The 25,590-nt window shown below is 37.2% G+C and carries 28 protein-coding genes and 2 riboswitches; of the genes, 16 read left to right on the forward strand and 12 right to left on the reverse strand.

What is annotated here, in order from left to right; translation table 11 throughout:
* Window positions 1-170: 170 nt before the first annotated feature.
* Entirely contained in the window at window positions 171-296 is a 126-nt protein-coding gene (locus J7Q84_RS18570; protein ID WP_280635574.1) for a hypothetical protein, read from the forward strand.
* 230 nt (window positions 297-526) lie between these two features.
* Here the strand turns inward: J7Q84_RS18570 and J7Q84_RS08040 are convergent, their stop codons facing one another.
* The gene (locus J7Q84_RS08040; protein WP_209094005.1) at window positions 527-706 is read right to left on the reverse strand and encodes a DUF2759 domain-containing protein; all 180 of its coding nucleotides are present in this window, start codon (window positions 704-706) and stop codon (window positions 527-529) included.
* Between the two features lie 188 nt (window positions 707-894).
* Here J7Q84_RS08040 and J7Q84_RS08045 point away from each other — a divergent pair, with 188 nt between their 5' ends.
* The 3 genes from J7Q84_RS08045 (at window position 895) to J7Q84_RS08055 (ending at window position 3,168) form a co-directional block, all read left to right on the forward strand.
* Complete coding sequence (locus J7Q84_RS08045) at window positions 895-1,524, forward strand: MBL fold metallo-hydrolase (RefSeq protein WP_209094006.1); 630 nt, start codon at window positions 895-897, stop codon at window positions 1,522-1,524.
* A 10-nt stretch (window positions 1,525-1,534) separates the two neighbouring features.
* On the forward strand, window positions 1,535-2,653 hold the full coding sequence (locus J7Q84_RS08050) for a class I SAM-dependent methyltransferase (RefSeq protein ID WP_209094007.1): 1,119 nt from the start codon (window positions 1,535-1,537) through the stop codon (window positions 2,651-2,653).
* Between the two features lie 119 nt (window positions 2,654-2,772).
* The gene (locus J7Q84_RS08055) at window positions 2,773-3,168 is read left to right on the forward strand and encodes a ferritin-like domain-containing protein (RefSeq protein ID WP_209094008.1); all 396 of its coding nucleotides are present in this window, start codon (window positions 2,773-2,775) and stop codon (window positions 3,166-3,168) included.
* Between the two features lie 70 nt (window positions 3,169-3,238).
* On the opposite strand, the gene J7Q84_RS08060 is transcribed toward J7Q84_RS08055, so the two are convergent.
* Complete coding sequence (locus J7Q84_RS08060; protein WP_209094009.1) at window positions 3,239-3,529, reverse strand: ArsR/SmtB family transcription factor; 291 nt, start codon at window positions 3,527-3,529, stop codon at window positions 3,239-3,241.
* A gap of 160 nt (window positions 3,530-3,689) precedes the next feature.
* Entirely contained in the window at window positions 3,690-4,577 is an 888-nt protein-coding gene (locus J7Q84_RS08065; RefSeq protein WP_209094010.1) for a LysR family transcriptional regulator, read from the reverse strand.
* 129 nt (window positions 4,578-4,706) lie between these two features.
* Between J7Q84_RS08065 and J7Q84_RS08070 the strand changes: the two genes are divergently transcribed.
* Window positions 4,707-5,588: a sulfite exporter TauE/SafE family protein gene (locus J7Q84_RS08070; protein WP_209094011.1), complete on the forward strand. Its 882-nt coding sequence runs from the start codon at window positions 4,707-4,709 to the stop codon at window positions 5,586-5,588.
* A 46-nt stretch (window positions 5,589-5,634) separates the two neighbouring features.
* On the opposite strand, the gene metC is transcribed toward J7Q84_RS08070, so the two are convergent.
* Both metC and J7Q84_RS08080 read right to left on the reverse strand, forming a co-directional pair.
* Window positions 5,635-6,804: a cystathionine beta-lyase gene (metC, locus tag J7Q84_RS08075; protein WP_209094012.1), complete on the reverse strand. Its 1,170-nt coding sequence runs from the start codon at window positions 6,802-6,804 to the stop codon at window positions 5,635-5,637.
* Entirely contained in the window at window positions 6,801-7,913 is a 1,113-nt protein-coding gene (locus J7Q84_RS08080; protein WP_209094013.1) for a methionine biosynthesis PLP-dependent protein, read from the reverse strand. The genes metC and J7Q84_RS08080 overlap by 4 nt, the downstream gene beginning before the upstream one ends.
* A gap of 64 nt (window positions 7,914-7,977) precedes the next feature.
* Window positions 7,978-8,088, reverse strand: a riboswitch (SAM riboswitch).
* A 182-nt stretch (window positions 8,089-8,270) separates the two neighbouring features.
* Window positions 8,271-8,378: riboswitch (SAM riboswitch) on the forward strand.
* Window positions 8,379-8,547: 169 nt separating this feature from the next.
* Between J7Q84_RS08080 and J7Q84_RS08085 the strand changes: the two genes are divergently transcribed.
* The 3 genes from J7Q84_RS08085 (at window position 8,548) to J7Q84_RS08095 (ending at window position 14,949) form a co-directional block, all read left to right on the forward strand.
* Window positions 8,548-10,383 (forward strand): bifunctional homocysteine S-methyltransferase/methylenetetrahydrofolate reductase, encoded by a 1,836-nt coding sequence (locus J7Q84_RS08085; RefSeq protein WP_209094014.1) that lies wholly within the window; start codon window positions 8,548-8,550, stop codon window positions 10,381-10,383.
* The gene (metH, locus tag J7Q84_RS08090; RefSeq protein WP_209094015.1) at window positions 10,380-13,778 is read left to right on the forward strand and encodes a methionine synthase; all 3,399 of its coding nucleotides are present in this window, start codon (window positions 10,380-10,382) and stop codon (window positions 13,776-13,778) included. Before J7Q84_RS08085 ends, metH begins: the two co-directional genes overlap by 4 nt.
* 112 nt (window positions 13,779-13,890) lie before the next feature.
* Window positions 13,891-14,949, forward strand: coding sequence for an undecaprenyldiphospho-muramoylpentapeptide beta-N-acetylglucosaminyltransferase (locus J7Q84_RS08095; protein ID WP_209094016.1), 1,059 nt, complete (start codon window positions 13,891-13,893; stop codon window positions 14,947-14,949).
* Window positions 14,950-14,971: 22 nt separating this feature from the next.
* On the opposite strand, the gene J7Q84_RS18685 is transcribed toward J7Q84_RS08095, so the two are convergent.
* Together J7Q84_RS18685 and J7Q84_RS18690 are read right to left on the reverse strand one after the other, a co-directional pair.
* The gene (locus tag J7Q84_RS18685; protein WP_348519837.1) at window positions 14,972-15,127 is read right to left on the reverse strand and encodes a hypothetical protein; all 156 of its coding nucleotides are present in this window, start codon (window positions 15,125-15,127) and stop codon (window positions 14,972-14,974) included.
* On the reverse strand, window positions 15,124-15,351 hold the full coding sequence (locus J7Q84_RS18690) for an HD domain-containing protein (protein ID WP_348519838.1): 228 nt from the start codon (window positions 15,349-15,351) through the stop codon (window positions 15,124-15,126). Before J7Q84_RS18690 ends, J7Q84_RS18685 begins: the two co-directional genes overlap by 4 nt.
* A gap of 117 nt (window positions 15,352-15,468) precedes the next feature.
* Between J7Q84_RS18690 and J7Q84_RS08105 the strand changes: the two genes are divergently transcribed.
* The 3 genes from J7Q84_RS08105 to J7Q84_RS08115 all read left to right on the forward strand — a co-directional run bounded on the left by J7Q84_RS08105 (window position 15,469) and on the right by J7Q84_RS08115 (window position 17,376).
* Complete coding sequence (locus J7Q84_RS08105) at window positions 15,469-16,473, forward strand: NADP-dependent oxidoreductase (protein WP_209094017.1); 1,005 nt, start codon at window positions 15,469-15,471, stop codon at window positions 16,471-16,473.
* Window positions 16,474-16,563: 90 nt separating this feature from the next.
* Window positions 16,564-17,049, forward strand: a complete 486-nt coding sequence (locus tag J7Q84_RS08110; RefSeq protein WP_209094018.1) for an HIT family protein — start codon at window positions 16,564-16,566, stop codon at window positions 17,047-17,049.
* A gap of 135 nt (window positions 17,050-17,184) precedes the next feature.
* Window positions 17,185-17,376 (forward strand): DUF3966 domain-containing protein, encoded by a 192-nt coding sequence (locus J7Q84_RS08115; RefSeq protein WP_209094019.1) that lies wholly within the window; start codon window positions 17,185-17,187, stop codon window positions 17,374-17,376.
* Between the two features lie 83 nt (window positions 17,377-17,459).
* Here the strand turns inward: J7Q84_RS08115 and J7Q84_RS08120 are convergent, their stop codons facing one another.
* Complete coding sequence (locus J7Q84_RS08120) at window positions 17,460-17,897, reverse strand: DUF4937 domain-containing protein (protein WP_209094020.1); 438 nt, start codon at window positions 17,895-17,897, stop codon at window positions 17,460-17,462.
* A 245-nt stretch (window positions 17,898-18,142) separates the two neighbouring features.
* Here J7Q84_RS08120 and J7Q84_RS08125 point away from each other — a divergent pair, with 245 nt between their 5' ends.
* Together J7Q84_RS08125 and J7Q84_RS08130 are read left to right on the forward strand one after the other, a co-directional pair.
* The gene (locus J7Q84_RS08125) at window positions 18,143-18,673 is read left to right on the forward strand and encodes a class I SAM-dependent methyltransferase (RefSeq protein ID WP_209094021.1); all 531 of its coding nucleotides are present in this window, start codon (window positions 18,143-18,145) and stop codon (window positions 18,671-18,673) included.
* A gap of 159 nt (window positions 18,674-18,832) precedes the next feature.
* A complete protein-coding gene (locus J7Q84_RS08130) occupies window positions 18,833-19,336 on the forward strand; it encodes a hypothetical protein (RefSeq protein WP_209094022.1) in 504 nt (167 codons plus the stop codon).
* Window positions 19,337-19,365: 29 nt separating this feature from the next.
* Here the strand turns inward: J7Q84_RS08130 and J7Q84_RS08135 are convergent, their stop codons facing one another.
* Entirely contained in the window at window positions 19,366-19,677 is a 312-nt protein-coding gene (locus J7Q84_RS08135) for a hypothetical protein (RefSeq protein ID WP_209094023.1), read from the reverse strand.
* A 230-nt stretch (window positions 19,678-19,907) separates the two neighbouring features.
* Here J7Q84_RS08135 and J7Q84_RS08140 point away from each other — a divergent pair, with 230 nt between their 5' ends.
* A complete protein-coding gene (locus J7Q84_RS08140; protein ID WP_209094024.1) occupies window positions 19,908-20,132 on the forward strand; it encodes a DUF3912 family protein in 225 nt (74 codons plus the stop codon).
* Window positions 20,133-20,260: 128 nt separating this feature from the next.
* On the opposite strand, the gene J7Q84_RS08145 is transcribed toward J7Q84_RS08140, so the two are convergent.
* The 3 genes from J7Q84_RS08145 to J7Q84_RS08155 form a co-directional block, all read right to left on the reverse strand.
* The gene (locus J7Q84_RS08145) at window positions 20,261-20,587 is read right to left on the reverse strand and encodes a hypothetical protein (protein ID WP_209094025.1); all 327 of its coding nucleotides are present in this window, start codon (window positions 20,585-20,587) and stop codon (window positions 20,261-20,263) included.
* 332 nt (window positions 20,588-20,919) lie between these two features.
* Entirely contained in the window at window positions 20,920-22,317 is a 1,398-nt protein-coding gene (locus tag J7Q84_RS08150) for an L-cystine transporter (RefSeq protein ID WP_209094026.1), read from the reverse strand.
* 547 nt (window positions 22,318-22,864) lie between these two features.
* Window positions 22,865-23,104, reverse strand: coding sequence for a DUF2626 domain-containing protein (locus J7Q84_RS08155; protein WP_209094027.1), 240 nt, complete (start codon window positions 23,102-23,104; stop codon window positions 22,865-22,867).
* Window positions 23,105-23,504: 400 nt separating this feature from the next.
* Between J7Q84_RS08155 and comGA the strand changes: the two genes are divergently transcribed.
* Both comGA and comGB read left to right on the forward strand, forming a co-directional pair.
* Window positions 23,505-24,551: a competence type IV pilus ATPase ComGA gene (comGA, locus tag J7Q84_RS08160; protein ID WP_209094028.1), complete on the forward strand. Its 1,047-nt coding sequence runs from the start codon at window positions 23,505-23,507 to the stop codon at window positions 24,549-24,551.
* On the forward strand, window positions 24,544-25,584 hold the full coding sequence (gene comGB, locus J7Q84_RS08165) for a competence type IV pilus assembly protein ComGB (RefSeq protein ID WP_209094029.1): 1,041 nt from the start codon (window positions 24,544-24,546) through the stop codon (window positions 25,582-25,584). The genes comGA and comGB overlap by 8 nt, the downstream gene beginning before the upstream one ends.
* Window positions 25,585-25,590 lie beyond the last annotated feature (6 nt).

Genomic DNA, 25,590 nt, shown 5'->3' on the forward strand with positions numbered 1-25,590 from the left:
TAAGGGGTCTGTGGAAAGGTTATTGATTTTTCATTACAATACATTTAACATTATTTGTAAATGAAAAGTAGAATTTTGGATGTGTAATCTATTTATGGACAATCCAAAATATATTAATGTATTGCAGTCAGTTTGGTACAGATTTATTTTCACCAGAAAAGGAAGAATTTATGATATTACGTGATGGTAGCATCATTACTGATAACTATATACTACCACGTGATAAATGCTATGATAAAACGATAGAAGAGGCAGTATCATTGCCTGTAAGCCATATAACGAAAAAGCAAAAATAGAGCTTCAGTACTCTGATAGGCCAATTTAAGGTGACTTGCTGCGTTTTTTTGAAGGCAACAAGTTAAAAAGTGGAGAAATCAAAACACAAGTATACTAAATTGTCTACTGAACGCGTCAGAGTACTTGAAGCATTATTCATAATCTTCAGCGAAAAAAATCTAATAAGTGGATGATAATATTTTCAGAATGAGTTTGTATAATAAAAAGAGCCCTCAACAGGCTCTTTTTATTAGTGTATTACTGGTGGATAACCGTGCTCCAATACTGTCATTACAGTAAAAAAGCCGAATATACCGAGAGTGGCTAAAGCAAGAACAGTACCTAAAATATTTTTAGATTGAATTGCTTTTAATGTAGCATATACAGCTAAAAGAGTAACTAGTCCAAAAATAATTACAAGACCGTACATAACATACCCCCCTTTGTTATCAGGTATTTGAACGAAGTAAACCATATGTAATTATATTTACTCCCATACAATTTTACATGGTTTACAACAAAATGTCGAGATACAAACGAAAGCGAATACATAACTCTGTGCTTTTGTTTCTTTCTTAGTGTATCATAAAGGAAATTAATTAATTCGGAGGGATTTATATGAAGTGGATACAACTGCCATTAGGGCCTTTACAAACAAATGCTTATATATTGGAAAATGAACAAAACGAATGCGTTATATTTGATCCAGGGGAAGAAGGAGACAAGTTAATTTCTTATCTGCAAGACCGACAATTAAAACCACTGGCCGTATTACTGACACATGCTCATTTTGATCATATAGGGGCTGTAGATGCAGTAAGAGATACGTATACGATCCCCGTTTATATTCACAAGGATGAAAAAGAATGGCTTACAGATCCTTCTTTAAATGGATCAGAGCTTTTTATGATGAGTGAAAGTATTCGAGTGAAACCAGCAGATTATGTTATTTCAGGAGAGGAGCAGCTAGAAATTGGCAGTTTTCATTTTACAGTCTTAGAAACGCCGGGGCATTCTCCAGGAAGTGTGTCTTATTATTGTAAGGAAGCAGAAGCGGTGATTTCAGGAGATGTTTTATTTCAAATGAGTATTGGTCGAACTGATTTACCCGGCGGAAGCTTTAACGAGCTTATTGAGAGTATTGAAGAAAAGCTCTTTACTTTACCTGATGACACAGCTGTGCTTTGCGGCCATGGACCAGAGACGACTATTGCATTAGAAAAGGCAAATAATCCATTTTTAAGCTAAGGTGGAAGCTATGCTTGAAATCGTAAAACAAAAAATAAGAGAATCTGAACAAACAGCGATTACATACCATGACTATATAGAGACTGTACTGTACTATCCTAACAAGGGCTATTATATGAAAGAACAGAGAAAAATTGGCAAACAAGGTGATTTTTATACGAGTGCCAATGTTTCTAACATATTGGCTAAGAAGTTTGCCCATTTTTTTATTCAATTGGTTGAAAGCGGGGTCGTTCCAGCTCATATTCGTGAAGTTGGGGGAGGAAGCGGAAAGTTTGCCCATGACATACTGCAAGAATGGAAGAAACAGTCTCCTCAATCTTTTTCAGAATTACGATATGAAATAATTGAAGCAAGCCCTTATCATAGGGCATTACAAAAGCAAATACTCGAAAAATTTGTATCCGTACGACAAATAAATTCTATCGATTTAACAGAAGATTTTATAGGTATTACCTTTTCAAATGAACTGTTCGACGCGTTTCCTGTTCATGTTATAGAAAAACAAAATAATAGGCTTTTTGAAGTATATATTACTCTTGATGAAACAGACCAGCTAAGCGAAGCACTTTTCCCGCTTCAAAATCAGCAAATCTACACGTACTTGGATAAGCATAACCTGTTTTTACACAACGGACAGCGCTTCGAAGTCCCGCTGTTTATGGGTCAATATATTAAAAAATTAGGAGAACGTATGAAACAGGGATTGCTGGTAACAGTGGATTATGGCTATACAAATAGAGAGTGGATGCTGCCTTTTCATCAACAAGGAAGTTTACGTGGATATTACAAGCATAGCTTAGTTACGAATCCATTAGATTATCCAGGTGAAATGGATATAACAACACATATTCATTGGGATGAACTTCTATTAGAAGGTATAAAAAATGGATTCGAGTTAATTTGGCATTCCAAACAACATGAATTTTTACTGGCGGCCGGTGTGCTGCAGGATCTTGTAGATCACAAAGATCCTAACCCTTTTTCAGAGAACAACAAGCAGAATCGAGCTATTCGATCTATGATTCTTAGTGAGAGTATGAGTCCGTTTTTTGATGTGGTGGTACAACAAAAGGGACTTTTGATAGAAATAGAGTCATACTTAGATACCACGATGGTAATGCGTTAAGTTCTCATGGCATGAAATCTCTTTTTTCTTCATAGGTTGTAGTAAAGGGAACCTTTTGGTAGAAGGGTGTTTATGACCTATATATTCTGAAGAAACCAAGAAAAAGGAGAGAATAGTCGATGGATTTTTTAGACAAGCTGAAACAAGCAATTGATGCTGAGTATGAGGCTGCCATATTTTACGGGCAATTAAAGAAAGCAACAAAAGATCCGCTGTATCAAGAATTCATTGAACATGCCAGAGAAGATGAAAAAAAACACTTTCAGCTTTTTCAGCAGCTTTATCACAAACTTACAGGGTCTTATTATGAAAATAAGAAAAATAAAAAGGAATTTAAAACATTTCAGGAAGGTATTGAAATGGCATTGAAAGATGAATTGGAAGCAGGAGAATTGTATCGGGATATGCTGTTTGAAATGCCGACAAATGATGCGTATTACCCCTTGTTTGTGGCAATGACTGATGAGATGGAGCATGCTACTCGGTTTGCGGCAATCTATGGGAGTTTAAAATAAAAACACAGAGAACTCGTTCTCTGTGTTTTTATTTTAAGAGAATAAGAATACATCTTAGTTCTTTTAAGGTCTATAGAAACAGATCCTTCATAATTTGAATGACCTTTTCATTTTCTACTTTATAGTAAATTTCTAATCCTTTTCGTTCGCTCGCAACAATCTTAGCACTTTTGAGTTTAGCTAAATGTTGAGAAACAGTCGATTGAGGCATATTTAAGCCTGTATACATAGTTGATACGTTACATGACCCTTTTTCAATAAGTCCTTTTACAAGACATAAGCGAACTGGGTGAGCAAGAACTTTTAATAAATCAGCATTATTTTCATATAAATCTAATTCTTCTTGAAAGGCTTCCATCATTTTTCCACACCTCCGTACAGTAACAGCCTATCGTATAAACAAGATAACACAGAAACAATTGGATTTTTAATAAATAGAGAAAACGTTGCGTAAATTTCATAGAACTATAAACTTTTTATAATATTTGTAAAACAATAGCACATTTAGTAATATGTTTGGGTCAAATTGTAAGTGAATAGGTATTAATAGTATTCAAAAACGCTTCTAATAGTTTAGTTTGTTCCAAGTGAGCGGGTAATACATATGAAAAATGTCGTATGTAAGAATCTGGGAGGTAGATAATGCTTAAATCTTGTTGTTCCGCTGCTCTCTTTACAACCCATAAGGATAACATGGTGATCCCTAACCCATTTACAACAGCTTCTTTTACACTTTGATTGCTGCTGATAGAGATGACCTTGTTTATACGCAAATCGTATGATTGCAAAAAGTCATCCATGTAGTGGCGAGTGGCAGAACCAGCTTCTCGTGCTACCCAATTTTGATTATGAAATGCATCTCGCTGGAAGGGCTTATAAGCACAAGGGTGGTTTGCAGGAACCGCAAGCACCATTTCATCTTTCATAAAAGGGGTTACAGATAAATCTGCATAATGAATCGGCCCTTCAATGAGTCCAATATCGACTTGCAAGGAGCGAACAGATTGAGCAACAGCTTCCGTATTCTGAACGATTACATCAAACTCAACTTGCGGAAATTGTTTTTGAAATTGAGCTAAGAGAGCAGGCAGTACGTATTCTCCTACTGTGAAACTAGCCGCAATGCGAAGAGTGCCTTTTAGTTCATTATAAAAATTAATCACTGTGGCTTTTGTTTCTTCATAATAAGATAACATCTGTCTTGCACGCTTATATAGTAATTCACCTGCAGGAGTAAGACGAATATGTTTATACTTTGGAGAACGGTCTACTAACAAGGTATCAAATTCCTGTTCTAAATGCTTAATATGGAGACTGACGCTTGGTTGAGATAAGTTTAATCTTTCACCTGCTTTTGTAAAATTCCGCTCTTCCGCAACAGCTATAAAAATTTTAAATAGTTCTAACATGATCGGAATACTCCTTATTAATTTTCTTAATACTCCCTATTATAACTCTGTATTTCATATTTCGTCTTTCTTTTATTATAGTAAAAGTAACTACAGAACGGAAATTTAAATGCGGAAGGAATAAAAAATATGAATATCATTTGGTTTTTGCCATTAGGATTTTTCATTGGAATTTTATCCGGCTTCTTTGGAATCGGAGGTGGCATTATTTTAACGCCTCTTTTACTGATTCTGGGGTTTCAGCCCAGTGTAGCCATTGCAACTAGTTTAATGTTAACGTTAGGTTCTACAATAAGCTCATCTATATCTCATTCTAAAAATAAAAATGTCAAGTGGAAGGCAAGTTTCACAATTGGAATTGCAGGTATTGTTGGTTCACAGGTTGCTGTACCGCTTGTCTTATATCTAGAAGGGAACAGCGCAGCTGACATAGTGATTTCAATTTCTTACATCCTATTATTAGGATACTTTGCATACGGATTTTTATTCAAGAAAGAAAAGAAGAATATGCGTGCTTCTATCAATCAAAACCAGTTTTTCACGTTAGTGTTGATTGGACTATTCGCTGGTTTTATTTCTTCTTTAATGGGGGTAAGCGGCGGCTTTATTATTACACCGCTTTTAGTAAGCGCTGCAGGATATGATTTGAAGAAGGCGGTGGGTACAAGTGTGGCCGCAGCATTCTTAATTGTATTTTCTGGTATAGTGAATTACAGCCTTAATTCTGATGTCAATTATATATTAGGAATTTTACTGATTGTAGGAGCATTTATGGGAGCACCGGTAGGAGCGAACTTGTTAAATGGGTTTGAAAATGCAACAGTTAAAAAATATTTGGGCTGGTTTTATATTGCGATTGCAGTAAGTGTAATTTTTGAACAAATGAAATTAAAAGAAGTGTCGCTTATTATTCTATTAAGTGTGACAGTGGGTTTCCTTGGGATTTTAGCTCGACGAGTTTTTGTGGATCGGAAGCAGCAAAAAAAGGAACAGATGCGTCATGCTGGATAGTAAATACGAATAGAAAAAGAACCTGCACAGGCAGGTTCTTTTTCCGTTATTTTATGTGTTGTTTTGTATCTACAAGGCGAAGAGCCTGATAAAAATCATTAATCAAATCTTCTGTATTCTCCAGTCCCACTGATAAACGAAGGAGGGAGTTCGAGATTCCTCGTTTTTCTCTTTCGTGCTGAGGCATGGAAGCGTGCGACATTTTTGCTGGATAAGAAAGGATAGATTCTACAGCTCCCAAGCTTACTGCAAAGACAGGTAGTTTCAGATGAGATAGAAAGCTGCGCAGTGACTGTTCATCTTCTAATTCAAAGGATAGGACGGCTCCATGGCCCAAAGCCTGTTCATTTTGCAGCATATGTCCTGAATGATATTGGAGACCTGGATAATATACTTTTTTTACTTGAGGCTGTTCTGCTAAGAAAGAAGCAAGAACAGAAGCAGATGCTACAGATTGGTTAAGTCGAACCTGTAGTGTTTTTAAGCCCCTCAATACAAGCCAAGCATCATGAGGTCCTAAAATGGACCCCAGCGCATTTTGTAAAAATCCAAGTCTTTGCCCTAAAGCTTCATCTTTGACAACCGCTAGTCCGGCAGTAACGTCACTGTGACCAGACAAAAACTTTGTTGCACTGTGAAGAACGATATCAGCCCCGAGGGTAAGCGGCTTTTGCAGCATTGGAGTTAAGAATGTGTTATCAACAAAGGTCAAAGCTTTTTGTTTTTTAGCTATTTTAGTAATTGCTCGAATGTCAGTTACCTTTAGTAAAGGATTGGAAGGTGTTTCAATGTAAAACAATTTTGTATTTGAACGGATGGCGTTTTGCACCTCAGCTAGCTTTGTCATATCAGCGAATGTGTATTCAATTCCATATCGACTCAAAATTTCTGTTACAACACGATAGGTCCCTCCGTACACATCTTCAGAAATAATAACATGATCACCTTGAGATAGAAGAAGAAATGCTGTGGAAATAGCTGCCATACCGGATGCAAATGCAAAGCCACGAGTTCCTTCTTCTAAGAGAGCAATGGTTTCTTCTAATGCTTCACGTGTAGGATTTAGGCTTCTGCTGTAATCATACTTTCCAAAATGATCTATATCATATTGATGATAAGTGGAAGCATTATAGATTGGTACGCTTACTGCACCAGTAGTCTCATCATATTTGTATTTGTTGTGCAGAAGAAGTGTATCAAATTGGTAGTTTGTCACAATACAGCCTCCTTTTGAACGACCGTGAGTGCTTGTTGTAAATCTTCTATTAAATCGTTTGCATCTTCAATACCTACAGAAAAACGTAACAAACGATTACATACTCCGTTTGCAATTCTAATTTCTTCTGGAATATCGGCGTGTGTTTGTGTTGCAGGGTAGGTGATAAAGCTTTCTAATCCTCCTAGACTTTCAGCAAAGGTAATGAGTTTTAAAGATTGTAAAAATGGATTTACCCAATGTTCTTTTTGTACACGGAAGGATAACATTCCCCCTTTACCTGGATAAAGAACATCTGTGATATTCGGATGATTTGCTAAGTAAGCAGCCATTATTTTAGCATTTTCTTCATGTTTTTTCATTCGCAATGCCAAAGTTTTCATGCCGCGCATAAGAAGCCAAGAGTCAAATGGACTTAAGACTGCACCTGAAGCATTATGATAACGGGAAAGTGATTCACAGAGTACTTTTCCTTTAGCTACAATAAGTCCGCTTAACACATCATTATGTCCGCCTAAATATTTTGTAGCGCTATGAATAACAATATCTGCACCGAGAGGAATCGGTTTTTGTAAAAATGGAGTATAGAATGTGTTATCGACAATGAGTAGAAGATTATGACGTTTAGCTACAGAAGAAACTGCTTCAATATCAGTTTCTTGCATTAACGGATTGGTTGGTGTTTCAAGAAAGATAGCCTTTGTTTTTGGAGAAACAGCTTGATGTAAATCTTCTATACGATTTGTATCTACATACTTACAACACAATCCCCATTTCTTATATATTTCCTCAAATAAGCGGTATGTTCCACCGTACAGATCACGTGAAACGATTAATTCATCCCCTGTTTGAAATAAAGATAGAACGGTCAAAATGGCAGCCATTCCGGAACTGCATGCGTACCCCTGATCGCCTTCCTCTAAATCAGCGATAGCTTGCTCTAGTAACTGTCGAGTTGGATTCCCAGTCCGTATGTAGTCATACCCAGTTGACTGTCCAATCCCTTCATGCCGATAGGCAGTTGAAAAATAAACAGGCGGATTGACTGTCCCTGTTGCTGTTTCACTTCGGTTACCGATTTGGGCTAATTTTGTTTCTGTATTAAACATTTCTTTTTCCTCCCTTTCATAAAGAAAAGCCTTCTTGAAGAAGGCTTTTGATTTCACGGTCTTCTTCTTATCTGTCAAATTCAAATGAATTTGCTGGAATTAGCACCTTTTTAACATAGCGTTAATGGTTGCTGAGGTATCGACGGGCCAGTCCCTCAACCTCTCTGGATAAGATATATGCAACTGTTCTTTATACTGTATAACAAAACTATTTTGAAATGCAACAATATTTTGAAATTTAAAATAAATTAATTGACTTGTGAGTCAGAGCATGATAATTTTAGAGAAAAATTGCGCGTTACTAAGGATGAACACAATTAACTGTAAACCTAAAGAAATTTAGTTCTAAATTAAATACTCTTATCAAGAGCGGCGGAGGGAAAGGCCCGATGAAGCCCGGCAACCTTCAAACATTTGTTTGAAACGGTGCTACTACCTGCAGAACAGAGTTCTGAATGATAAGATGAGGCGAACCCCCTCTTCATATCAGAGGGGGTTTTTATAGTTGATTATATTCTTTATTTATCTGCTGCTACGTACTTATATTTGTGAAAACCTCCTTGCCTGATTAAGAGAAAGATAACCAATGGGGAAGGTGGACTCGATACGTATTTCTTATTAGAGGAGGTAAAATATGAAATTATTAAAGCGATTAAAAGAAGGGCTCGTGATTGGAGATGGAGCTATGGGGACGCTGCTTTATACTTACGGGTTACAAAGCTGTTTTGAAGAATTGAATATTACAGATCCTGAGCGGATTATTTCTATTCATCAACAGTATGTAGAGGCAGGTGCTGATGCTATTCAAACTAATACATACGGAGCAAATGAAGGTAAATTGCGTATGCATGGATTAGATGATCAGGTAACTGCCATCAATCGAGCTGCTGTTAGAAATGCAAGAGAAGCAGCAAATGAGGATACTATCATTTTAGGAACAATAGGTGGCATGAAGCATTTTGGCAGCATCACAACTACTTCAGTCGAGCGTGAATTTATGCTTTTGGAACAAGCCAATGCGCTTATGGAGGAAGATGTGGATGGTTTATTATTGGAAACATTTTATGATGAAAAAGAACTGTTAGACGCAGTCCGTATTTTACGTCCACGTACGAATATTCCTATTATTGCGCAGCTTGCTTTGCATGAAGTTGGCTTGACCCAAAGCGGAAGACCAGTTGAAGCTGTGTTGGATGAATTGCTTTCTGTCGGTGCCAATGTAGCCGGACTAAATTGCCGGCTTGGACCCCTTCATATGATTGAGTCTTTGCAAACTGTGAAAATTCCAGAAAATAGATTTTTATCAGCTTATCCAAATGCAGGTCTCCCTAGATATGCAGATGGACGTTACATCTATGAAGCGAGCTGTGAATACTTTGAGGTGATGGCAAAACGCATTGCAGAACAAGGGGTACGTCTGATAGGAGGCTGCTGCGGGACAACACCGGAGCATATTGAAGCGATGAAGAAGGCGGTAGCCTACATGCAACCAGTTATTTCAAAGGCAGTCATAAAACGAAAATCACCTATCATTGTTTCATCTGAAACTGCAGCATCTGTATCTTCAGTAGCTCATAAGGCAAAAAAGAAGACAACAGTCATAGTAGAATTGGATCCTCCTAAAACATTACATACACAACGTTTTTTTGAGGGAGCTAAAGCATTAAAGCGAGCGGGAGCAGATTCTATCACACTTGCAGATAATTCTCTTGCTTCCCCCCGTATTTCTAATATGGCCATGGGAGCGTTGTTAACACGTTCAGAGGTCCCTGTTCTTGCTCATTTAACATGCCGGGATCATAATATTATCGGTCTGCAATCGCATTTACTTGGTTTATCATCGCTCGGAATTCATGATGTGCTAGCATTAACCGGAGATCCGGCAAGGGTGGGGGATTTTCCAGGTGCTACTTCCGTTTATGATATTTCCTCCTTCGAGCTTATTCGTTTAATAAAAGAAATGAATGAAGGGCGCTCATTTTCAGGAAAGAGTATCGGACAAAAAACATCATTTATGGTAGGAGCCGCTTTTAATCCGAATGTCCGGCATTTAGATGCTGCTGTTAGGAGAATGGAGAAAAAAATTGAAGCAGGTGCAGATTATTTTCTGACGCAACCAATTTATGATAATGAAACATTATTGAAGACATACGAAGCAACAAAACATATTGAACAGCCAATTTTCGTTGGTATTATGCCGCTTGTCAGCAAGAAAAATGCGGATTTCTTGCACTATGAAGTACCGGGAATCACTTTGCCGGAGGATGTACGAAATAGAATGGAGGGTCAGGAACACCCTAACCAAGCTGTGGAGGAAGGGATAAGTATTGCAAAAGAATTGCTCGATACAGCGATGGATTTGTTTAAGGGAATTTATCTGATTACACCATTTTTAAAATATGAAATGACAGAAGCACTTGTCCGCTATGTTAAACAAAAACAAAATCAAAGAGAGGGAGCAAGTATATGAAAGGGATAGAAGCAGCGCTGCAGGAACGGGTTCTAATTTTAGACGGAGCCATGGGAACGATGATTCAACGAGAAGATTTGACCTTTTCCGATTTTGGAGGAGAACAATATGAAGGATGTAATGAATATTTAGTAAAGACACGACCGGATGTTATTTTAAATATCCATAAGGCTTATATAGAGGCGGGGGCCGATATTATTGAAACAAATACCTTTGGTGCAACGAATATCGTATTAAGTGATTATGGATTAGAGCATTTGGATGAAGAGTTAAACGAGATTGCTGCCCAGATAGCTAAACAGGCCGTAGCAGATACTGGTAAAGAAGTATATGTAGCTGGAGCGATGGGACCAACTACAAAAGCTATCAGTGTGACGGGAGGAGTAACATTTGAGAAGTTGGTGGAGGCGTATTACCGGCAAGCAAGAGGGCTGCTTAGAGGTGGAGTGGATCTTCTTCTTGTAGAAACGAGTCAGGATATGCGAAATGTAAAAGCAGCGTGTTTAGGAATTGAAAAAGCAGCAAAAGAATTGCAAACAGAAGTTCCTTTAATGATTTCCGGGACTATCGAACCGATGGGAACGACGCTAGCTGGTCAAACTATAGAGGCCTTTTATTTATCAGTAGAACATGTGAAGCCGCTCTCTGTAGGTCTTAACTGTGCTACAGGGCCGGAATTTATGCGTGAACATTTACGTACTCTATCTGAATTGGCTGAAACGTACACCTCCGTTTATCCAAATGCAGGGTTGCCTGATGAAGAGGGGCATTACCATGAGTCTCCCGCATCCTTAGCTGCTAAAGTGAAAGTATTTGGAGAACAGGGCTGGGTGAATATTGTAGGGGGCTGCTGCGGGACAACACCTGAGCATATTCAAGCGATAAAGAAAGCATTGGCAGGAATTCAGCCACGCTGTAAAAGAATTCGTGAAGGTCATGCTGTGAGTGGACTTGAAGCATTAAACTATGAGGAATCAATGCGTCCGTTATTTGTTGGAGAGCGAACTAATGTTATAGGATCTCGTGCTTTTAAGAGAATGATTGCAGCCGGAAATTTTGAAGAAGCATCTGAGATTGCAAGAACACAAGTGAAACGGAATGCACATGTGATTGACGTATGTATGGCCGATCCAGACAGAGATGAACTAGCAGACATGGAGCAGTTTTTACAGGAGGTAACAAAGAAAATTAAAGTTCCTCTTATGATAGATTCTACTGATGAAGAAGTGATTGAGCGAGCGCTTACGTACTCTCAAGGAAAAGCAATCATTAATTCTATTAATCTTGAAGATGGAGAAGAACGATTTCAAAAGGTAGTCCCGTTGGCGAAACGCTATGGTGCTGCAGTAGTTGTCGGTACAATTGATGAAAAAGGAATGGCGGTAACGGCAGAGCGAAAGCTGGAAATTGCTAAACGGAGCTACACCTTACTAACTGAAAAATATGGAATTCGAGCATCTGATATTATTTTTGATCCGCTCGTATTTCCAGTTGGAACGGGAGATGAAGCGTATATTGGCGCTGCGGCTGCTACTGTAGAGGGAGTTCAGCTGATTAAAGAAATGTTTCCGGAATGCTTGACGATATTGGGAGTAAGCAATGTTTCCTTTGGTTTACCTCCTGCAGGACGAGAAGTATTAAATTCTGTTTATTTGCACCATGCTACAAAAGCCGGGCTCGACTATGCCATTGTCAATACAGAAAAACTGGAGCGCTATGCATCCATTCCGGAAAAAGAAAAACAGTTGGCAGACCAGCTTCTTTTTGAAACGAGTAATGAAGTATTAGAACAATTCACAAGCTTTTATAGAACGGCGCAAAGAAAAGAGGAGAAGCCGGAAGAAACTTTAACTTTGGATGAGCGGTTAGCCCGTTACATTATTGAAGGAACAAAGAAAGGGCTGCATGATGATTTGCAGCTAGCTTTGGATGAAGGTCGTGCACCTCTTACCATTATTAATGGTCCGCTAATGGCAGGAATGGATGAAGTTGGGCGTCTATTTAACAATAATGAATTGATTGTGGCAGAAGTACTTCAAAGTGCAGAGGCTATGAAGGCAGCAGTCGCCTATTTAGAACCATTCATGGAAGCAACGGATACAGCTAAGAAAGGGAAAGTACTCTTAGCGACCGTTAAAGGAGATGTACATGATATCGGTAAAAATTTGGTCGAGATTATTTTGACAAACAATGGATTTGAAATTATTAATCTTGGCATCAATATTCGCTCTGACACATTGATTGAACAAGTTCGTCAGTATAAACCTGATATTATAGGATTATCAGGACTGCTAGTAAAGTCTGCTCAGCAGATGGTGTTAACAGCAGGAGACTTGAAATCTGCCGATATTCATGTTCCGATTTTGGTAGGGGGCGCTGCCTTAACAAGGAAGTTTACAGAAACAAAAATTTCGTCTGCTTATGATGGATTAGTGTTATATGCAAGTGATGCAATGAATGGGTTAGATTTAGCCAACCGTCTTCAACACGAAGAGGAGCGTCAAAAATTGGAAGAAGACAAAGTAAGGAAACAAGCAAAAGTCAAAGTGGAAATGCCCAAAAACACTCCTGTACTTGTAAATGAACGGGTACCTTTAGCAAAAGCAGAAGTTCGAATTCCGTCTTCTACAAAGCGAATAGTATTGCGGGATATTCCAGTATCGCATATTGTTCCGTTTATAAACATGCAAATGCTGCTTGGGCACCATCTTGGTCTAAAAGGAAACGTTCATAAACTATTGCAGGAGGGAGATCCACGTGCGCAGGAGCTCTATGATTTGATTCATGAACTGTTGCGGGATGAACAAGAAGTACTTCGTCCAAAATCCGTATATCAATTCTTCCCTGCCCAAAGTTCTGGTAAGGATATTCTTATTTATGATCCGAACAATCAGGAACGTGTGATTGAAACCTTCACATTTCCGCGCCAGAACAAACCGCCGTACCGTACACTAGGAGACTATTTGCGTCCGGTAGGAGATGAGATGGACTATGTGGGGTTTTTATCCGTAACAGTAGGAAACGGTATACGAGAAATAGCAGAGAAGTTGAAGAACGAGGGAGATTATTTGCGCAGCCATGCTCTTCAATCCTTAGCGTTGGAAATGGCAGAGGCATTGGCGGAGAAAACACATATGCTTATGCGAGATCGATGGGGATTTCCAGATGCGCCTGAAATGACAATGGAAGAAAGGTTTCGTGCTAAGTACAGAGGAATCCGAGTTTCTTACGGTTATCCGGCTTGTCCGGAATTAGCCGACCAACAAAAATTATTCGGTTTAATCCAGCCAGAAGAAATTGGAATTAGATTGACAGAAGGATTTATGATGGAACCGGAAGCTTCTGTTACAGCGATGGTATTTGCTCACCCGGAAGCCCGCTATTTTAGTGTTTGACAAATGCAGTGTATTGCATTTGTCTTTTTTTGTCCTTATAATGCTTAAAGTACAATAATTTACATTTCCGCAGTATAATAATAGAAGAGTCCATAATAAAGGAGATAAAATCGTGAAGAGAATCGTATTTACAGGTGGGGGATCCGCCGGACATGTAACACCAAATTTAGCGCTTATTCCGAAGCTAGAAGAACGCGGGTGGGACATTCAATATATTGGTTCTAAGAACGGAATTGAAAAAACGATTATTGAGAAGGAAGGCATTCCGTATCATGGTATTTCGAGCGGTAAGCTGCGCAGATATTTTGATTTGAAAAATTTCAAGGATCCATTTAACGTAGCAAAAGGTGTCATGGAAGCGTATGTGAAGATTCGTAAGCTGCAACCAGATGTGATTTTTTCCAAAGGAGGCTTCGTATCAGTACCTGTAGTTATTGGTGGATGGTTGAATAAAGTACCTGTGTACATACATGAATCTGACATTACACCAGGGCTTGCCAATCGTATTTCGGTAAAATTTGCTTCTAAAATTTTCGTAACATTTGCAGAAGCAAAACGTCATTTGCCGCAGGATAAAGCAGTTCATACAGGATCACCTATTCGTGAAGCGATTTTAAAGGGCAACAAAGAAAAAGGGCTGCATTTTCTTGGATTTACGAATGCTAAGCCTGTTATTACGGTGATGGGGGGAAGCTTGGGATCTGTTCGTGTCAACAGCGCCGTACGTGAGCTGCTTGATAACCTGCTGCAAACGTATCAAATTGTCCATATTTGCGGGAAAGGCAATAAGGATGAAAAGTATGAAGGCCGCCTTGGGTATAGACAGTTTGAGTATATAAATGAAGAATTGGCGGATGTGTTTGCCGCAACAGATATGTTTATTTCTCGTGCAGGATCGAACGCTATTTTTGAGTTTTTGACGCTGCAAAAGCCGATGCTGTTAATTCCCCTGTCGAAAGCATCTAGCAGAGGTGACCAAATATTGAACGCGCAATCTTTTGAGAAACTTGGGTATTGTCAAGTGTTATACGAAGAAGATTTGACAAAGGAGACCCTTGCTCGCTCTATCCAGGAGTTATATGCGAATCGTCAGGGCTACATCCAAAATATGAAGCACTACTCTGCTGAGAGCACTCTAGATGAAATTCTTTCCTATATTGAACGTTCCTAAAAAGAAGCCGATTGAACTTAGTTCAATCGGCTTCTTTTTTTGGTAAATAACCTTTTTCTACAACATCTTCAATAAGTATTTGTACGTATTCCCATAACGCTTTTGAGCCTCCACCTATGATAGTATTACGTTGAAGTACTTTATCCTCCGTAACGTTATTCTTTTTCCACGATATCATGTATGAGCAGCATCTTGATAACATGAAGCAAAGAGATGTTTTTTTTCGTTAGCATAGTCAGATAAAATAAGTGCCATTATTGCTAAGTACCGGGAATGTTCTGCATCATTTTCATGTCTAGATCTATCCACTAAAACAGAACGTCTGTAAATATGTTTCAGTTTGTCGATTTCAATCAGAAACTCCATTTGTTTTTGTAAAGCATGGTTAGTCAGTCCTTTCACTATTTCCTCTGCATTTTAGTTCAATCATACATAATAAATGAAGATTTTAAGATTTTTCAGAATTATAAGAAAATGATAGAATAAGATTGTGGCTTAAGAAAAAGAGGAGGGAAAGATATGAGAAAAAATGAACAAGTTGTATTGGCAAGCCGTCCCGCAGGCATGCCAACGGAAGAGAATTTTCAATTTGTTGAGGTTCCTGTTCCTGAATTGAAGGATGGACAGGTATTAATTCGCACAAAGTATATTTCCGTTGATCCTTATATGAGGGGAAGGATGAGTGATAGAAAATCTTATGTCGCTCCTTATGCTGTCAACGAAGTTATTACCGGGGGAATAGTGGGGGAAGTTGTCGAATCTAAGTCAGATCGTTTTGTAGGAGGAGACATTGTGATCGGTGAGTTAGGATGGCAGCGGTATTGTGTAGCAAATGCCTCTCAAATTCGTAAAATTAATACAGGAGTAGCACCTGTAACAACTTCTCTTGGAGTACTTGGTATGCCTGGTTTAACAGCTTATTTCGGTTTATTGGATATCGGGCAGCCTAAAGAAGGTGAAACCATTGTTGTAAGTGGAGCAGCAGGAGCTGTTGGCATGGTAGTCGGACAGATTGCAAAAATTAAAGGGTGCCGTGTTGTAGGAATAGCCGGTTCAGCAGAAAAGATTACATATTTGCAAGAAGAACTTGGATTTGATGCAGTAATTAATTATAAAACAGATAACGTGAAAGCTTTGTTAAAAGAAGCATGTCCAAACGGAGTTGATGTATATTTTGATAATGTGGGCGGAAATATTTCAGATTATGTAATCCGCAATATTAATAAAGGAGCTCGTATTGTCGTTTGCGGACAAATCGCATCGTATAACTTACAGCAAGCGGATTTAGGTCCCCGTGTACAAACACAATTGGTGATCAACAGCGCATTGATGAAAGGGTTTATTATCAATGATTACGCACCTCGTTTTAAAGAAGGTGCTTCCCAATTAGCCCAATGGGTAGCAGAAGGAAAAATAAAATATAAAGAAAATATTGTACAGGGCTTTGAAAATATACCACAAGCTTTCTTAGGATTGTTTACTGGAGATAATCTTGGAAAACAACTTGTAGAGGTAACAGATTAAAGAGAGCGAAGACGCATTGAAATAATGCGTCTTTTTCATAGAGTGTTCTAAATTTTTGATTATAATAGCTAAAAGAAGGGGAGTGAAAGAGTGAGAGTGATTACTTTAGCAAACGGACAAACCGTTGAAGTTGAGTGTTTAAGCTGTGCCATCACGAGTGGATTGATTGAACCGGACGGCGGTATTATTATAGAAACAGAATATTTTCATGCTCATCAAGACGTTGCATACCCTATTGAAGGTTTAGTCATATTAGCATCTAAAAGGCATATTAAGAGTTTAGATGAATTAATAAAAGAAGAAAGAGCAGAGTATATAGAGGTTTTGACGTCCATCAAAAAAGCGCAGAGAGAAATATTGGGTATTGAGTATGTGTATTATTTCTATAACGAAGATACGAGTCATCATTTTCATACGTGGATGGTTCCACGATACGAATGGATGTATAAGTTTGGCCGGTCCGTAGAGTCTGTTCGTCCTGTACTTCTTCATGCAAGACATAAAGAAAATACAGAAGAGAATCGTAAGAAAGTGATGGAAACGATTCACAAGCTAAGAAAAAGTTTAATATATTAAATATTCATAAATTATAAATATTTAAATTTTAATCAGCAATAGTCGTTGGAGCTTGTAAAGTGTGCTACAATAACAGAGTTTAAGAGGGTGTTTTTAGTTTAATAAAAACAGTGGGAGAGGGTTTGGAGGTATAACATGTACTTTAATATGACTGAAGATATTGTACTAATTATATGTATAATATTGTATCTAGGCTGTTTTTTATATTTTTTTATTAGGCCCTTTGTACAAGAGAGAGATTTAAAACGAACTGAATTTAAAGCAGAAATTGATATATTGAGTAAAAAAAGCTTACAAAAAGAGAAAGAAAAAGAAATTGGTTTTTAATCCCTCCTAGCTTTTTTATAATACTAGTTGTTTAATCAATCAAAATGTTTCTCTTTACTTTTTCCATAAACACACCAGCTGGGTTAGATTATAATGTGTTTCCCGCTGGAAGGTGGTTCTAGAAAGGCTATAAGGTAATGCAGTATATTTTTTCCTGCAATGAGATAAGTGTGCTTTTCTGGAATCCTTGTTATCTCTTCTGCAAATAACTGTATTTTTGTTTGAAGTAAAGGAATAATATTGGTTGGTGAAGTAATTCCTTCGTAAAGAGTAACGGAGATACTATCATATGTGTTCTGGTGGTTGCTTTGTAAATAAGTTTGATCATGAATTTGCTTCATAAAGTTGTCGTAGCTATTTTGATTTTTCCAGCACGCTAAAATACAAGCTTCTCCAATTTTCGTCCATCCTCCTATTTGCCACTGGAAACCTGCGATGTTTTCTAATTCCTTCCACCTCTCCTGAGCAGCAGAAAAGGTTTCTGTTTGTTCATTAGGCACTGAACAAACAATCCATTTCAATATCATCCTTCGTACTTGTACTTTTCAAAGCCCCTCCCATTTTATCATAAAATTCGTAAATGCTTGTCCTTTGCCGGTATACAAGTAAATTACAGGCATGTTTGAATTATTAACAATATGTTTCTTTTACATGTGAAAAATAGGTAGTTTGGAATATGCTCTTTTTGTCACCATTGTTCTATTTGTTAATATCCTACAAATAACATAGGAATTATAAGGGATAATAAATAGGAGAGAGAAAAGAGATGCTAGACCAGTTATTATTTTTGCGTAAGTTCATTACTTCGCCTCGTGCAACCGGAAGTGTGGCGCCAAGCTCTTCATACTTAGCACGTACGATGCTAAAAGATATAGATTGGGAAAACTGTGGTACCCTTGTGGAATTAGGGGCGGGGACAGGAGTATTTACAACAATTATTAATGATAAAATAAAGGGAGAAGCCCTTATTTTTGAGAATGACCAAGAGATGTATGAAAAACTGAAAAAGCAATATCCGCGATTATTATATTTTCATGACGCACGTAACCTTGCTTCTGCATTGGAAGGGAGAAAAGCTGATTATATTATTAGCGGGTTACCATTTGCAAATTTCTCCGAAGAACTGCAAAATCAATTATTAGATGAGATTCAATCTTGCTTAAAACAGGGAGGTGTATTTGTAACCTATCAATATTCTCTTCAGCTAAGAAAGAAGTTAGAGAAACGTTTCAAGCATGTTATAATTTCCTTTCAGCCAATCAATTTTCCTCCTGCCTTTGTGTATCACTGTCAGTAAAGAGCCTCAAATTTGTGATTGTATAGACTGGGGAGGGAAGTATAATGAAATACTATGTTGTTTCCAGCTGGAAAATTGAAACAAGTTCTAAAGAATAAAAACCTTTGTAGAAAGAAGAATGCAATCAACAATTCAAGGATGAATAGAAAGGAGAAAATAATGAATTTACAACATGGATGGGAAACCAGTTTCCTTCAAATTGTACAACAAAGCGAGTTTAAACAAGGTGCTTCTCGAACCCAATTATTGTTTGGAGAAGGAGAAGAAGTTGAAGAGATAGTAGACGATTACGATTTTGACGAAATTTTGACAAGAGAGTACGATGAAGAATTACGAGAGGTGATGGGAAATCAGTTGTTTGCGGAAATGGAGACTTATGTATTTGCCGCTCCTTCACGTGAGAAACTTATTACGTTTATCAACGGCTTAGGCTTTCATTTTCTAGATTGTATAGTGGTGTTCGAAACTATGTTTAACATAGAGAGTGAATACTTTACAAAGGACATAATTAAAAAAGTCGAAAAGAGGCTTCGTGATTTTCCATATGTTCAAAATGAAACAACGATCTTTGATCTGACATTAGGTGAGGTTGCAGATGTACTAAACCGTGTGACAGATGGAGAATTGAATTTGCACATTTTATTAGAAGAATACATAAAATAAAGAACGTGAATGCTCACGTTCTTTATTCTTTAGATAACAAGCTTAGAATCTCCCTGTGTTTCGTCTTGCTCAAGTATAGTATTTAGTTTTGCGATACATTGAGTCAGTTTATAAATTCGCTTTGTTACTTCTTCTAGTTCTGTTATGTTAGCAGTTTCCATTGGATGAACTTGTACGTTGAATCTTTTGAAATGATCACTGTAGGTAATTGTCACATAGTTATTCATAAAGTCTGAGTCATTTTGAAAATAAAAATTCTTAAATCCTTTATGATATTCCACATTGTCAAATCCAAATTTGTTTAATTCATGTATTATCTTAAGAGCTGTTTTTTCTGTCATTTAAACCCCTCATAAAGAAATTTTTTCCAATAACATTGTTTCATACTTAATTGTAGTGACTTAACTAGCTAAATTCAAGAAATCCATCTTCTTTTTACAGTATTTTTAAAGAGAAGAAACATAATAAATGATATTGTAATCAATCGTAATATAAACATTAGATGTACTTTTCATATTTTTGAGAGAACGAAAATATACATACAGATATAAAAATAAAGAGGTGACGGGATTTGGAATTTGACATTGTAGGGAAAAAAGCATATCTGAAGTATGGACCTCACAGTTATCAACTTGGAATCATTGGGCGAAATAAACAAGGGAATTCTACAGAGTATTCATTAACCATTGATGATGTGATTCATATTGAAGTAGAATTGAAGGAACTTGTACTAGTTGATGTGAGTTTTAAAGATTTTCATGATTGGTGTGAAAAAAATGGGTATATGAGATATTAATTAGACTCAGCATGGAGTTTTTTAATTATCTTATGATAAATTTTTATCAGTCTGCGAATACGCTTCTCGATAAGTCATTGTGCCCGTGTTCCATTTAAGAAGACGAAACACGGGCTTTTTAGTGCTGTTTAACCATTAAATGATTCGAGGTCTTGCTTGAGCTTTTCGAAGGAGGTTTTGTTGGTTTCATAATCACTAACGGGCAGTTCAGATGTATCCTCTAATAAGGAAAGTGCGTCCTCGTGTAATACACCATATTGTGTCTGAAGTGCAGAAAGAGGCATATATGTTTCAGCCATTGTTGCCGGGGTGCTGTCAGCTTGAGGAGAATATTGCTTTTGTAACATACTTATGGCTTGTTCGTTACTATAGCCCAAATTTATAAGGTTCTCTAATTCTGCTCTCATATCAAGTGTCCGAACATTTTCATATGCACTAGGTCCCCAAAAGTTCATAGTTTTCCTCCTTTCACATGTAGTATATTATATAGCTTCCCATATTAAGGTAACGTATATACATTTTTTTAATAAAGGGAACAGAATAACAGTTTTACATATTTGATGTTGAATGAACATTCTTCTGATAAAGAACATCCTTTTATTATTTTATAATATGGTCAAGTAGTGAAATGAAAAATACGTATGTTTATTAGTTAGAATCAAAGTGATAGTAAAGAACGAGAGTATGGAAAAAGGGAGCGTTAGTAAAAAACAGACCACTATATTGTGGTCTGTTTCATTTGCCTTGGTCGAATGATGCAAAGTGCTATCAAATAAAAAGCTGTATCTTACGCTATGTCACCTTGTTCTAAATCTAGATTTGGGGCATTGTATATATCCGCATCCAATTCCCCTAATAATTTACTAGAAATTAGTCCAGATGTCATGGACCCGCTCACATTTAATGCAGTTCTTCCCATATCAATTAATGGTTCTACAGAAATTAATAATCCAGCTAAAGCTACTGGCAGATTCATCGTAGAAAGAACAATTAATGCAGCGAAAGTTGCCCCCCCGCCTACACCTGCAACTCCAAAAGAACTGATGGCAACCACTGCTATTAACATCAGAATAAACCCAGGTTTTGTAGGGTCCATGCCTGCTGTTGGTGCAATCATAACAGCAAGCATGGCTGGATAAATACCGGCGCAGCCATTTTGACCAATCGATACCCCAAATGACGCTGCAAAATTGGCAATTCCTTCAGATACACCAAGCTTTTTTGTTTGCGTACTAATATTTAAAGGCATTGTCCCAGCACTTGTACGTGAAGTGAAGGCGAAGGAGAGAACTGGAAATACCTTTTTTACATATTGAAGTGGATTTAAGCCTACTAACAGAATGAGCAATAAGTGAATTCCGAACATAATGATAAGTGCTACATACGACGCTATTACAAAATTGCCTAGTTTTAAAATTGCATTAAGGTCGCTCTCCGCAATGGTTTTTGTCATTAATGCAAGAATACCATAGGGAGTTAAACGTAATACAAGGGTTACCACACGCATCACAACAGCATATACGGATTCCAGTATGTTACGGAAAAGGGCTGCTTGCTCCGGATTTTTCTTTTGGACACCTAAATAAGCAACACCAATAAAAGCAGCGAAAATCACAACAGCAATAGTCGAAGTTGAGCGGGCTCCTGTCATGTCTAAGAAGGGATTAGACGGAATCAATTCTAGCACCTTTTGCGGTAGCGGCATATTTTCGATTGTTGGAAGCCTTTCCTCTAATTGTTGTCCTCGTATTGTTTCTGCATTACCTGCTTGAATGTCAACAGCTTTCAGGTCAAAACCAAGACTGGTAGCGATTCCTATAGCAGCAGAAACAGCAGTTGTCAGTAACAAAATGCCGATGATGAAGCCGCTTATTTTTCCAAGATTATTAGAAAACTTAAGCTTTGTAAAGGCTGAAATAATGGACACCAAGATTAACGGGATAACAACCATTTGCAGCAGTTTAACATATCCGCTGCCGATTAAACTAAACCAACTATTGGATTGAATAATGACTTCTGAGTCAGGCTTGTAAAATACTTGCAGCAAAAAACCAAATAAAATTCCAATTCCGAGACCCGCAAATACTCTTTTTGTAAAGGACACGTGCTTTTTTTGCATATAATACAAGAGGCCTACACTTATCAGCATAAAAAATACGTTGAGTCCAATCAAAAATGAGTCCATTTTCTTCCCCCTTAATTAATAAATGTGAACATAATAAAACATATGGTTTTACTTGGTTATAAAAGTGTTATATTCTTCATTTATCTTTAGATTTTGTTAATTAACTGTATTGATAGTTATCCTCCTTTATGTTTGATGTTGTAATCAATGCAAGTACTGGTCGTTTCTTCATGAGTGCCTAAGGTTTCCATAGCTTGCTTCAATATATATCTACGTTAGGCAAGCCGTTTTAAGAACGTATATAATGTAAAATATAAAATTTTACCTTTATCAATTTGGATTCGTGTAATCGTAATAAACGTTTCTCAAAAGGTTTTAAATCTATCCATTGTCAATGGTTTTGCTGTTAGGTGTTGCAAATATAATGGTCGTTAGCAATATAAATGCAAGGATTGTAACAAAACATTTAGTAATCTTACAAGCGCAGCTCTTCAAGGTATTCAATATCTTGAACAACACAACTATTTAACACAGTCTATCTTGTAAGGAGAAGAACGTTTTAAGCAAAATAAAAAGAATCCCATAGATATATGGGATTCTTTTTATTTTATTCCATACCAGGAACCATTAGGAAAGTGGTGTAGTATGTAAATCCGACAAAGAACACAGTTAAATATGCGCCGAAGATATAAATGTACATGCGTTCTGTTAATTTTAAGTAGCCTAATAAAACAAAGAAGCCTGTTTGACCTAAGAATAATAAAGCAGTAGCATGCATGTGACCTAGATAGAACATCACGGCGAAAATACCTGTCCAGAAGCCTAACACGCGAAACATACGATCCATAATTTCCCCTCCCTTTTGGACGTATTTTCTATTCTCATATATTATAAATTAAATTTCTTCCCATTGTAAACATTTACACGAAGAAAACTTGACCTGAAAAAAGGACAATTCACTTCTAAAAAATGGAGACGAAGTGAAAACAATGTTTGATTGCATAGTAAGTGCACTGGGTATGAAAGCTTACAAATGTGAGCCTTAATTTTATTGCTAACGCTGCTTTTGAATGAACTAGTAAAGTATCAGAATGTTCTATGGTGATGAAAATAGACGAGATTCCTCTGATATTCATAAGTTTAACATTAGAAAAAAACAGTGTTTTTATACACTGAAAATAAAAAAACACTAGTTTGCGTATAGGATTTTTTTTTTGATATACATAAAGAGAAGGAGGAGATGCATAGTGGACACTATCGAAAAGCTTGCAAATGAAGTGTTGGATGAAGCCTTTGAGTTAAAAGCATCGGATATTCATATTGTACCGAGGAGGCAAGACGCAGTCATTCAGCTGCGAATTGGAAAAGATTTGATTAATGTTGAGGTAATTACGAAGGAACAATGCGAAAAGCTGGTTTCTCATTTCAAGTTTTTAGCTGCTATGGATATTGGAGAAAAGCGTAAGCCGCAAAATGGAGCATTGGTATTAGATGCTTCAAATCGGAGCGTAAGCTTGCGTATGTCAACACTCCCGACTATTAATAACGAAAGCCTTGTTATCCGGATTCACCCTCAGAGTGAGACGCAGCCTCTCTCACAATTGTCCTTGTTTCCAAGCTCAGCGAAAACCCTTCTCTCTTTCATCAACCATTCTCATGGACTTGTTATTTTTACAGGGCCAACAGGAAGTGGTAAAACGACGACATTGTATTCTTTGTTGGAAACAGCGCGGAAACAATTTAACCGAAGGATTGTGACGTTGGAAGATCCCATTGAGAAAAGAAATGATGGAATATTGCAAATTCAAATCAACGAAAAAGCAGGCATTACCTATGCGACTGGTTTGAAGGCAATCTTACGACACGATCCTGATATTATCCTGGTCGGAGAAATACGTGATGAAGAAACAGCAAAAGCAGCGGTGCGGGCAAGCTTAACGGGACATTTAGTATTAACAACATTGCATACGAAAGATGCAAAAGGAGCGATTCTTCGTTTAATCGATTTTAACATTTCAATGCAAGAAATCGAACAATCTCTATTAGGGGTCGCAGCTCAAAGGCTTGTGGAATTGAAATGTCCGTTTTGTAAAGAAAAATGCTCGCCTTTATGTCAAAAGTTTCGAAAGATTCACCGGTTAAGTGTTTATGAGTTACTCTTTGGTCATTCGTTACATCAGGCTATAAAAGAAGTAAAAGGAGAGCAAGCAGTCTATCGATATGTCACTTTAGAAAAAGTATTGAAAAAGGGCTATGTACTTGGGTTTATCAAAGAAGATGATATAGGTGTTTAAACACAAGGGAAGGAGGTGGTGCATAAAAGAACAAGCTGTATTTTTGAAACAACTTGGTCAATTGCTTGAAAAAGGATATGCTTTTTTACATGCATTAGAATTTTTACAAATTCAATTATCCCAAGAAAAACAACAGGATATTCAAGTGGCGATTGATGCTTTGAAAAACGGAGACAGTTTGTATAAAGTTTTTTGCAGAATGCAAATGCATTCTGACTTATTGAGCTATTTATATTTTTCTGAGCGTCACGGTGATATTGCTTTTGCATTGCAAAAAGGGAGCGTGTTATTAAGCAGAAAGCAAAAAAGGAAAGAAGAATTAAAGAAAATACTGCGGTACCCTATTTTTTTAAGCATATTTTTGCTTTTTATTTTCATTATCTTTCATACGGTTTTACTTCCTCAATTTACAGCCTTGTATACAGGGTTTCAGGAAAAGCCCTCTCCTATTATAATTTTGCTCCTAACTTTCATCAAACTAGTACCTGTTTTGTTAGGTGCTGTGGTTTTTCTGTTCCTGTTCATGAGCATTGGTTATTGGTGGTACTTCAAAAAAATGTCTCCAATAAAGCAAATGAATTTCCTTTTAAAGATACCCGGAATAAAACGATTATGCCTTTCACTTAACTCACAATATTTTGCTTCTCAATTAAGTATTCTTCTGTCTTCTGGTTTGTCTGTATTAGAAGCATTGGCGCTTATAGAAAGGCAAAATCATCACCCATTTTTTCAATATGAAGCAAGCTGCATTAAGCAAATGCTCATTAATGGAGAGGCGTTAGAAACTGTAATAGAAGCTCGGGGATACTTTGAAGCACAGTTAGCTTATGTCATTATGCATGGACAAGCTAACGGCACTTTGGCAAATGAATTATCGGATTATAGCGAAATAATAGTTGAAAGGCTAGAAGGGAGTATAAATACGTTATTTACTGTTATTCAGCCTATCATATTTGCTGCTGTGGGTATTACGGTTATGATTTTATATTTATCCATGATGCTCCCGATGTTTAAAATGATTCACTCGATATAAGGAGGA

Source organism: Bacillus sp. 165, assembly GCF_017742235.1.
In the GTDB taxonomy this organism is placed as follows: Bacteria; Bacillota; Bacilli; order Bacillales; family Bacillaceae_G; genus JAGHKQ01.

Excerpts from the sequence above, each read along its gene's own strand:
- J7Q84_RS18570 (WP_280635574.1), top strand. The coding sequence starts at position 171 with ATGATATTACGTGATGGTAGCATCATTACTGATAACTATATACTACCA.
- J7Q84_RS08040 (WP_209094005.1), bottom strand. The coding sequence starts at position 706 with ATGTACGGTCTTGTAATTATTTTTGGACTAGTTACTCTTTTAGCTGTA.
- J7Q84_RS08045 (WP_209094006.1), top strand. The coding sequence starts at position 895 with ATGAAGTGGATACAACTGCCATTAGGGCCTTTACAAACAAATGCTTAT.
- J7Q84_RS08050 (WP_209094007.1), top strand. The coding sequence starts at position 1,535 with ATGCTTGAAATCGTAAAACAAAAAATAAGAGAATCTGAACAAACAGCG.
- J7Q84_RS08055 (WP_209094008.1), top strand. The coding sequence starts at position 2,773 with ATGGATTTTTTAGACAAGCTGAAACAAGCAATTGATGCTGAGTATGAG.
- J7Q84_RS08060 (WP_209094009.1), bottom strand. The coding sequence starts at position 3,529 with ATGATGGAAGCCTTTCAAGAAGAATTAGATTTATATGAAAATAATGCT.
- J7Q84_RS08065 (WP_209094010.1), bottom strand. The coding sequence starts at position 4,577 with ATGTTAGAACTATTTAAAATTTTTATAGCTGTTGCGGAAGAGCGGAAT.
- J7Q84_RS08070 (WP_209094011.1), top strand. The coding sequence starts at position 4,707 with ATGAATATCATTTGGTTTTTGCCATTAGGATTTTTCATTGGAATTTTA.
- J7Q84_RS08080 (WP_209094013.1), bottom strand. The coding sequence starts at position 7,913 with ATGTTTAATACAGAAACAAAATTAGCCCAAATCGGTAACCGAAGTGAA.
- J7Q84_RS08085 (WP_209094014.1), top strand. The coding sequence starts at position 8,548 with ATGAAATTATTAAAGCGATTAAAAGAAGGGCTCGTGATTGGAGATGGA.
- metH (WP_209094015.1), top strand. The coding sequence starts at position 10,380 with ATGAAAGGGATAGAAGCAGCGCTGCAGGAACGGGTTCTAATTTTAGAC.
- J7Q84_RS18685 (WP_348519837.1), bottom strand. The coding sequence starts at position 15,127 with ATGATATCGTGGAAAAAGAATAACGTTACGGAGGATAAAGTACTTCAA.
- J7Q84_RS08105 (WP_209094017.1), top strand. The coding sequence starts at position 15,469 with ATGAGAAAAAATGAACAAGTTGTATTGGCAAGCCGTCCCGCAGGCATG.
- J7Q84_RS08115 (WP_209094019.1), top strand. The coding sequence starts at position 17,185 with ATGTACTTTAATATGACTGAAGATATTGTACTAATTATATGTATAATA.
- J7Q84_RS08125 (WP_209094021.1), top strand. The coding sequence starts at position 18,143 with ATGCTAGACCAGTTATTATTTTTGCGTAAGTTCATTACTTCGCCTCGT.
- J7Q84_RS08130 (WP_209094022.1), top strand. The coding sequence starts at position 18,833 with ATGAATTTACAACATGGATGGGAAACCAGTTTCCTTCAAATTGTACAA.
- J7Q84_RS08135 (WP_209094023.1), bottom strand. The coding sequence starts at position 19,677 with ATGACAGAAAAAACAGCTCTTAAGATAATACATGAATTAAACAAATTT.
- J7Q84_RS08145 (WP_209094025.1), bottom strand. The coding sequence starts at position 20,587 with ATGAACTTTTGGGGACCTAGTGCATATGAAAATGTTCGGACACTTGAT.
- J7Q84_RS08150 (WP_209094026.1), bottom strand. The coding sequence starts at position 22,317 with ATGGACTCATTTTTGATTGGACTCAACGTATTTTTTATGCTGATAAGT.
- J7Q84_RS08155 (WP_209094027.1), bottom strand. The coding sequence starts at position 23,104 with ATGGATCGTATGTTTCGCGTGTTAGGCTTCTGGACAGGTATTTTCGCC.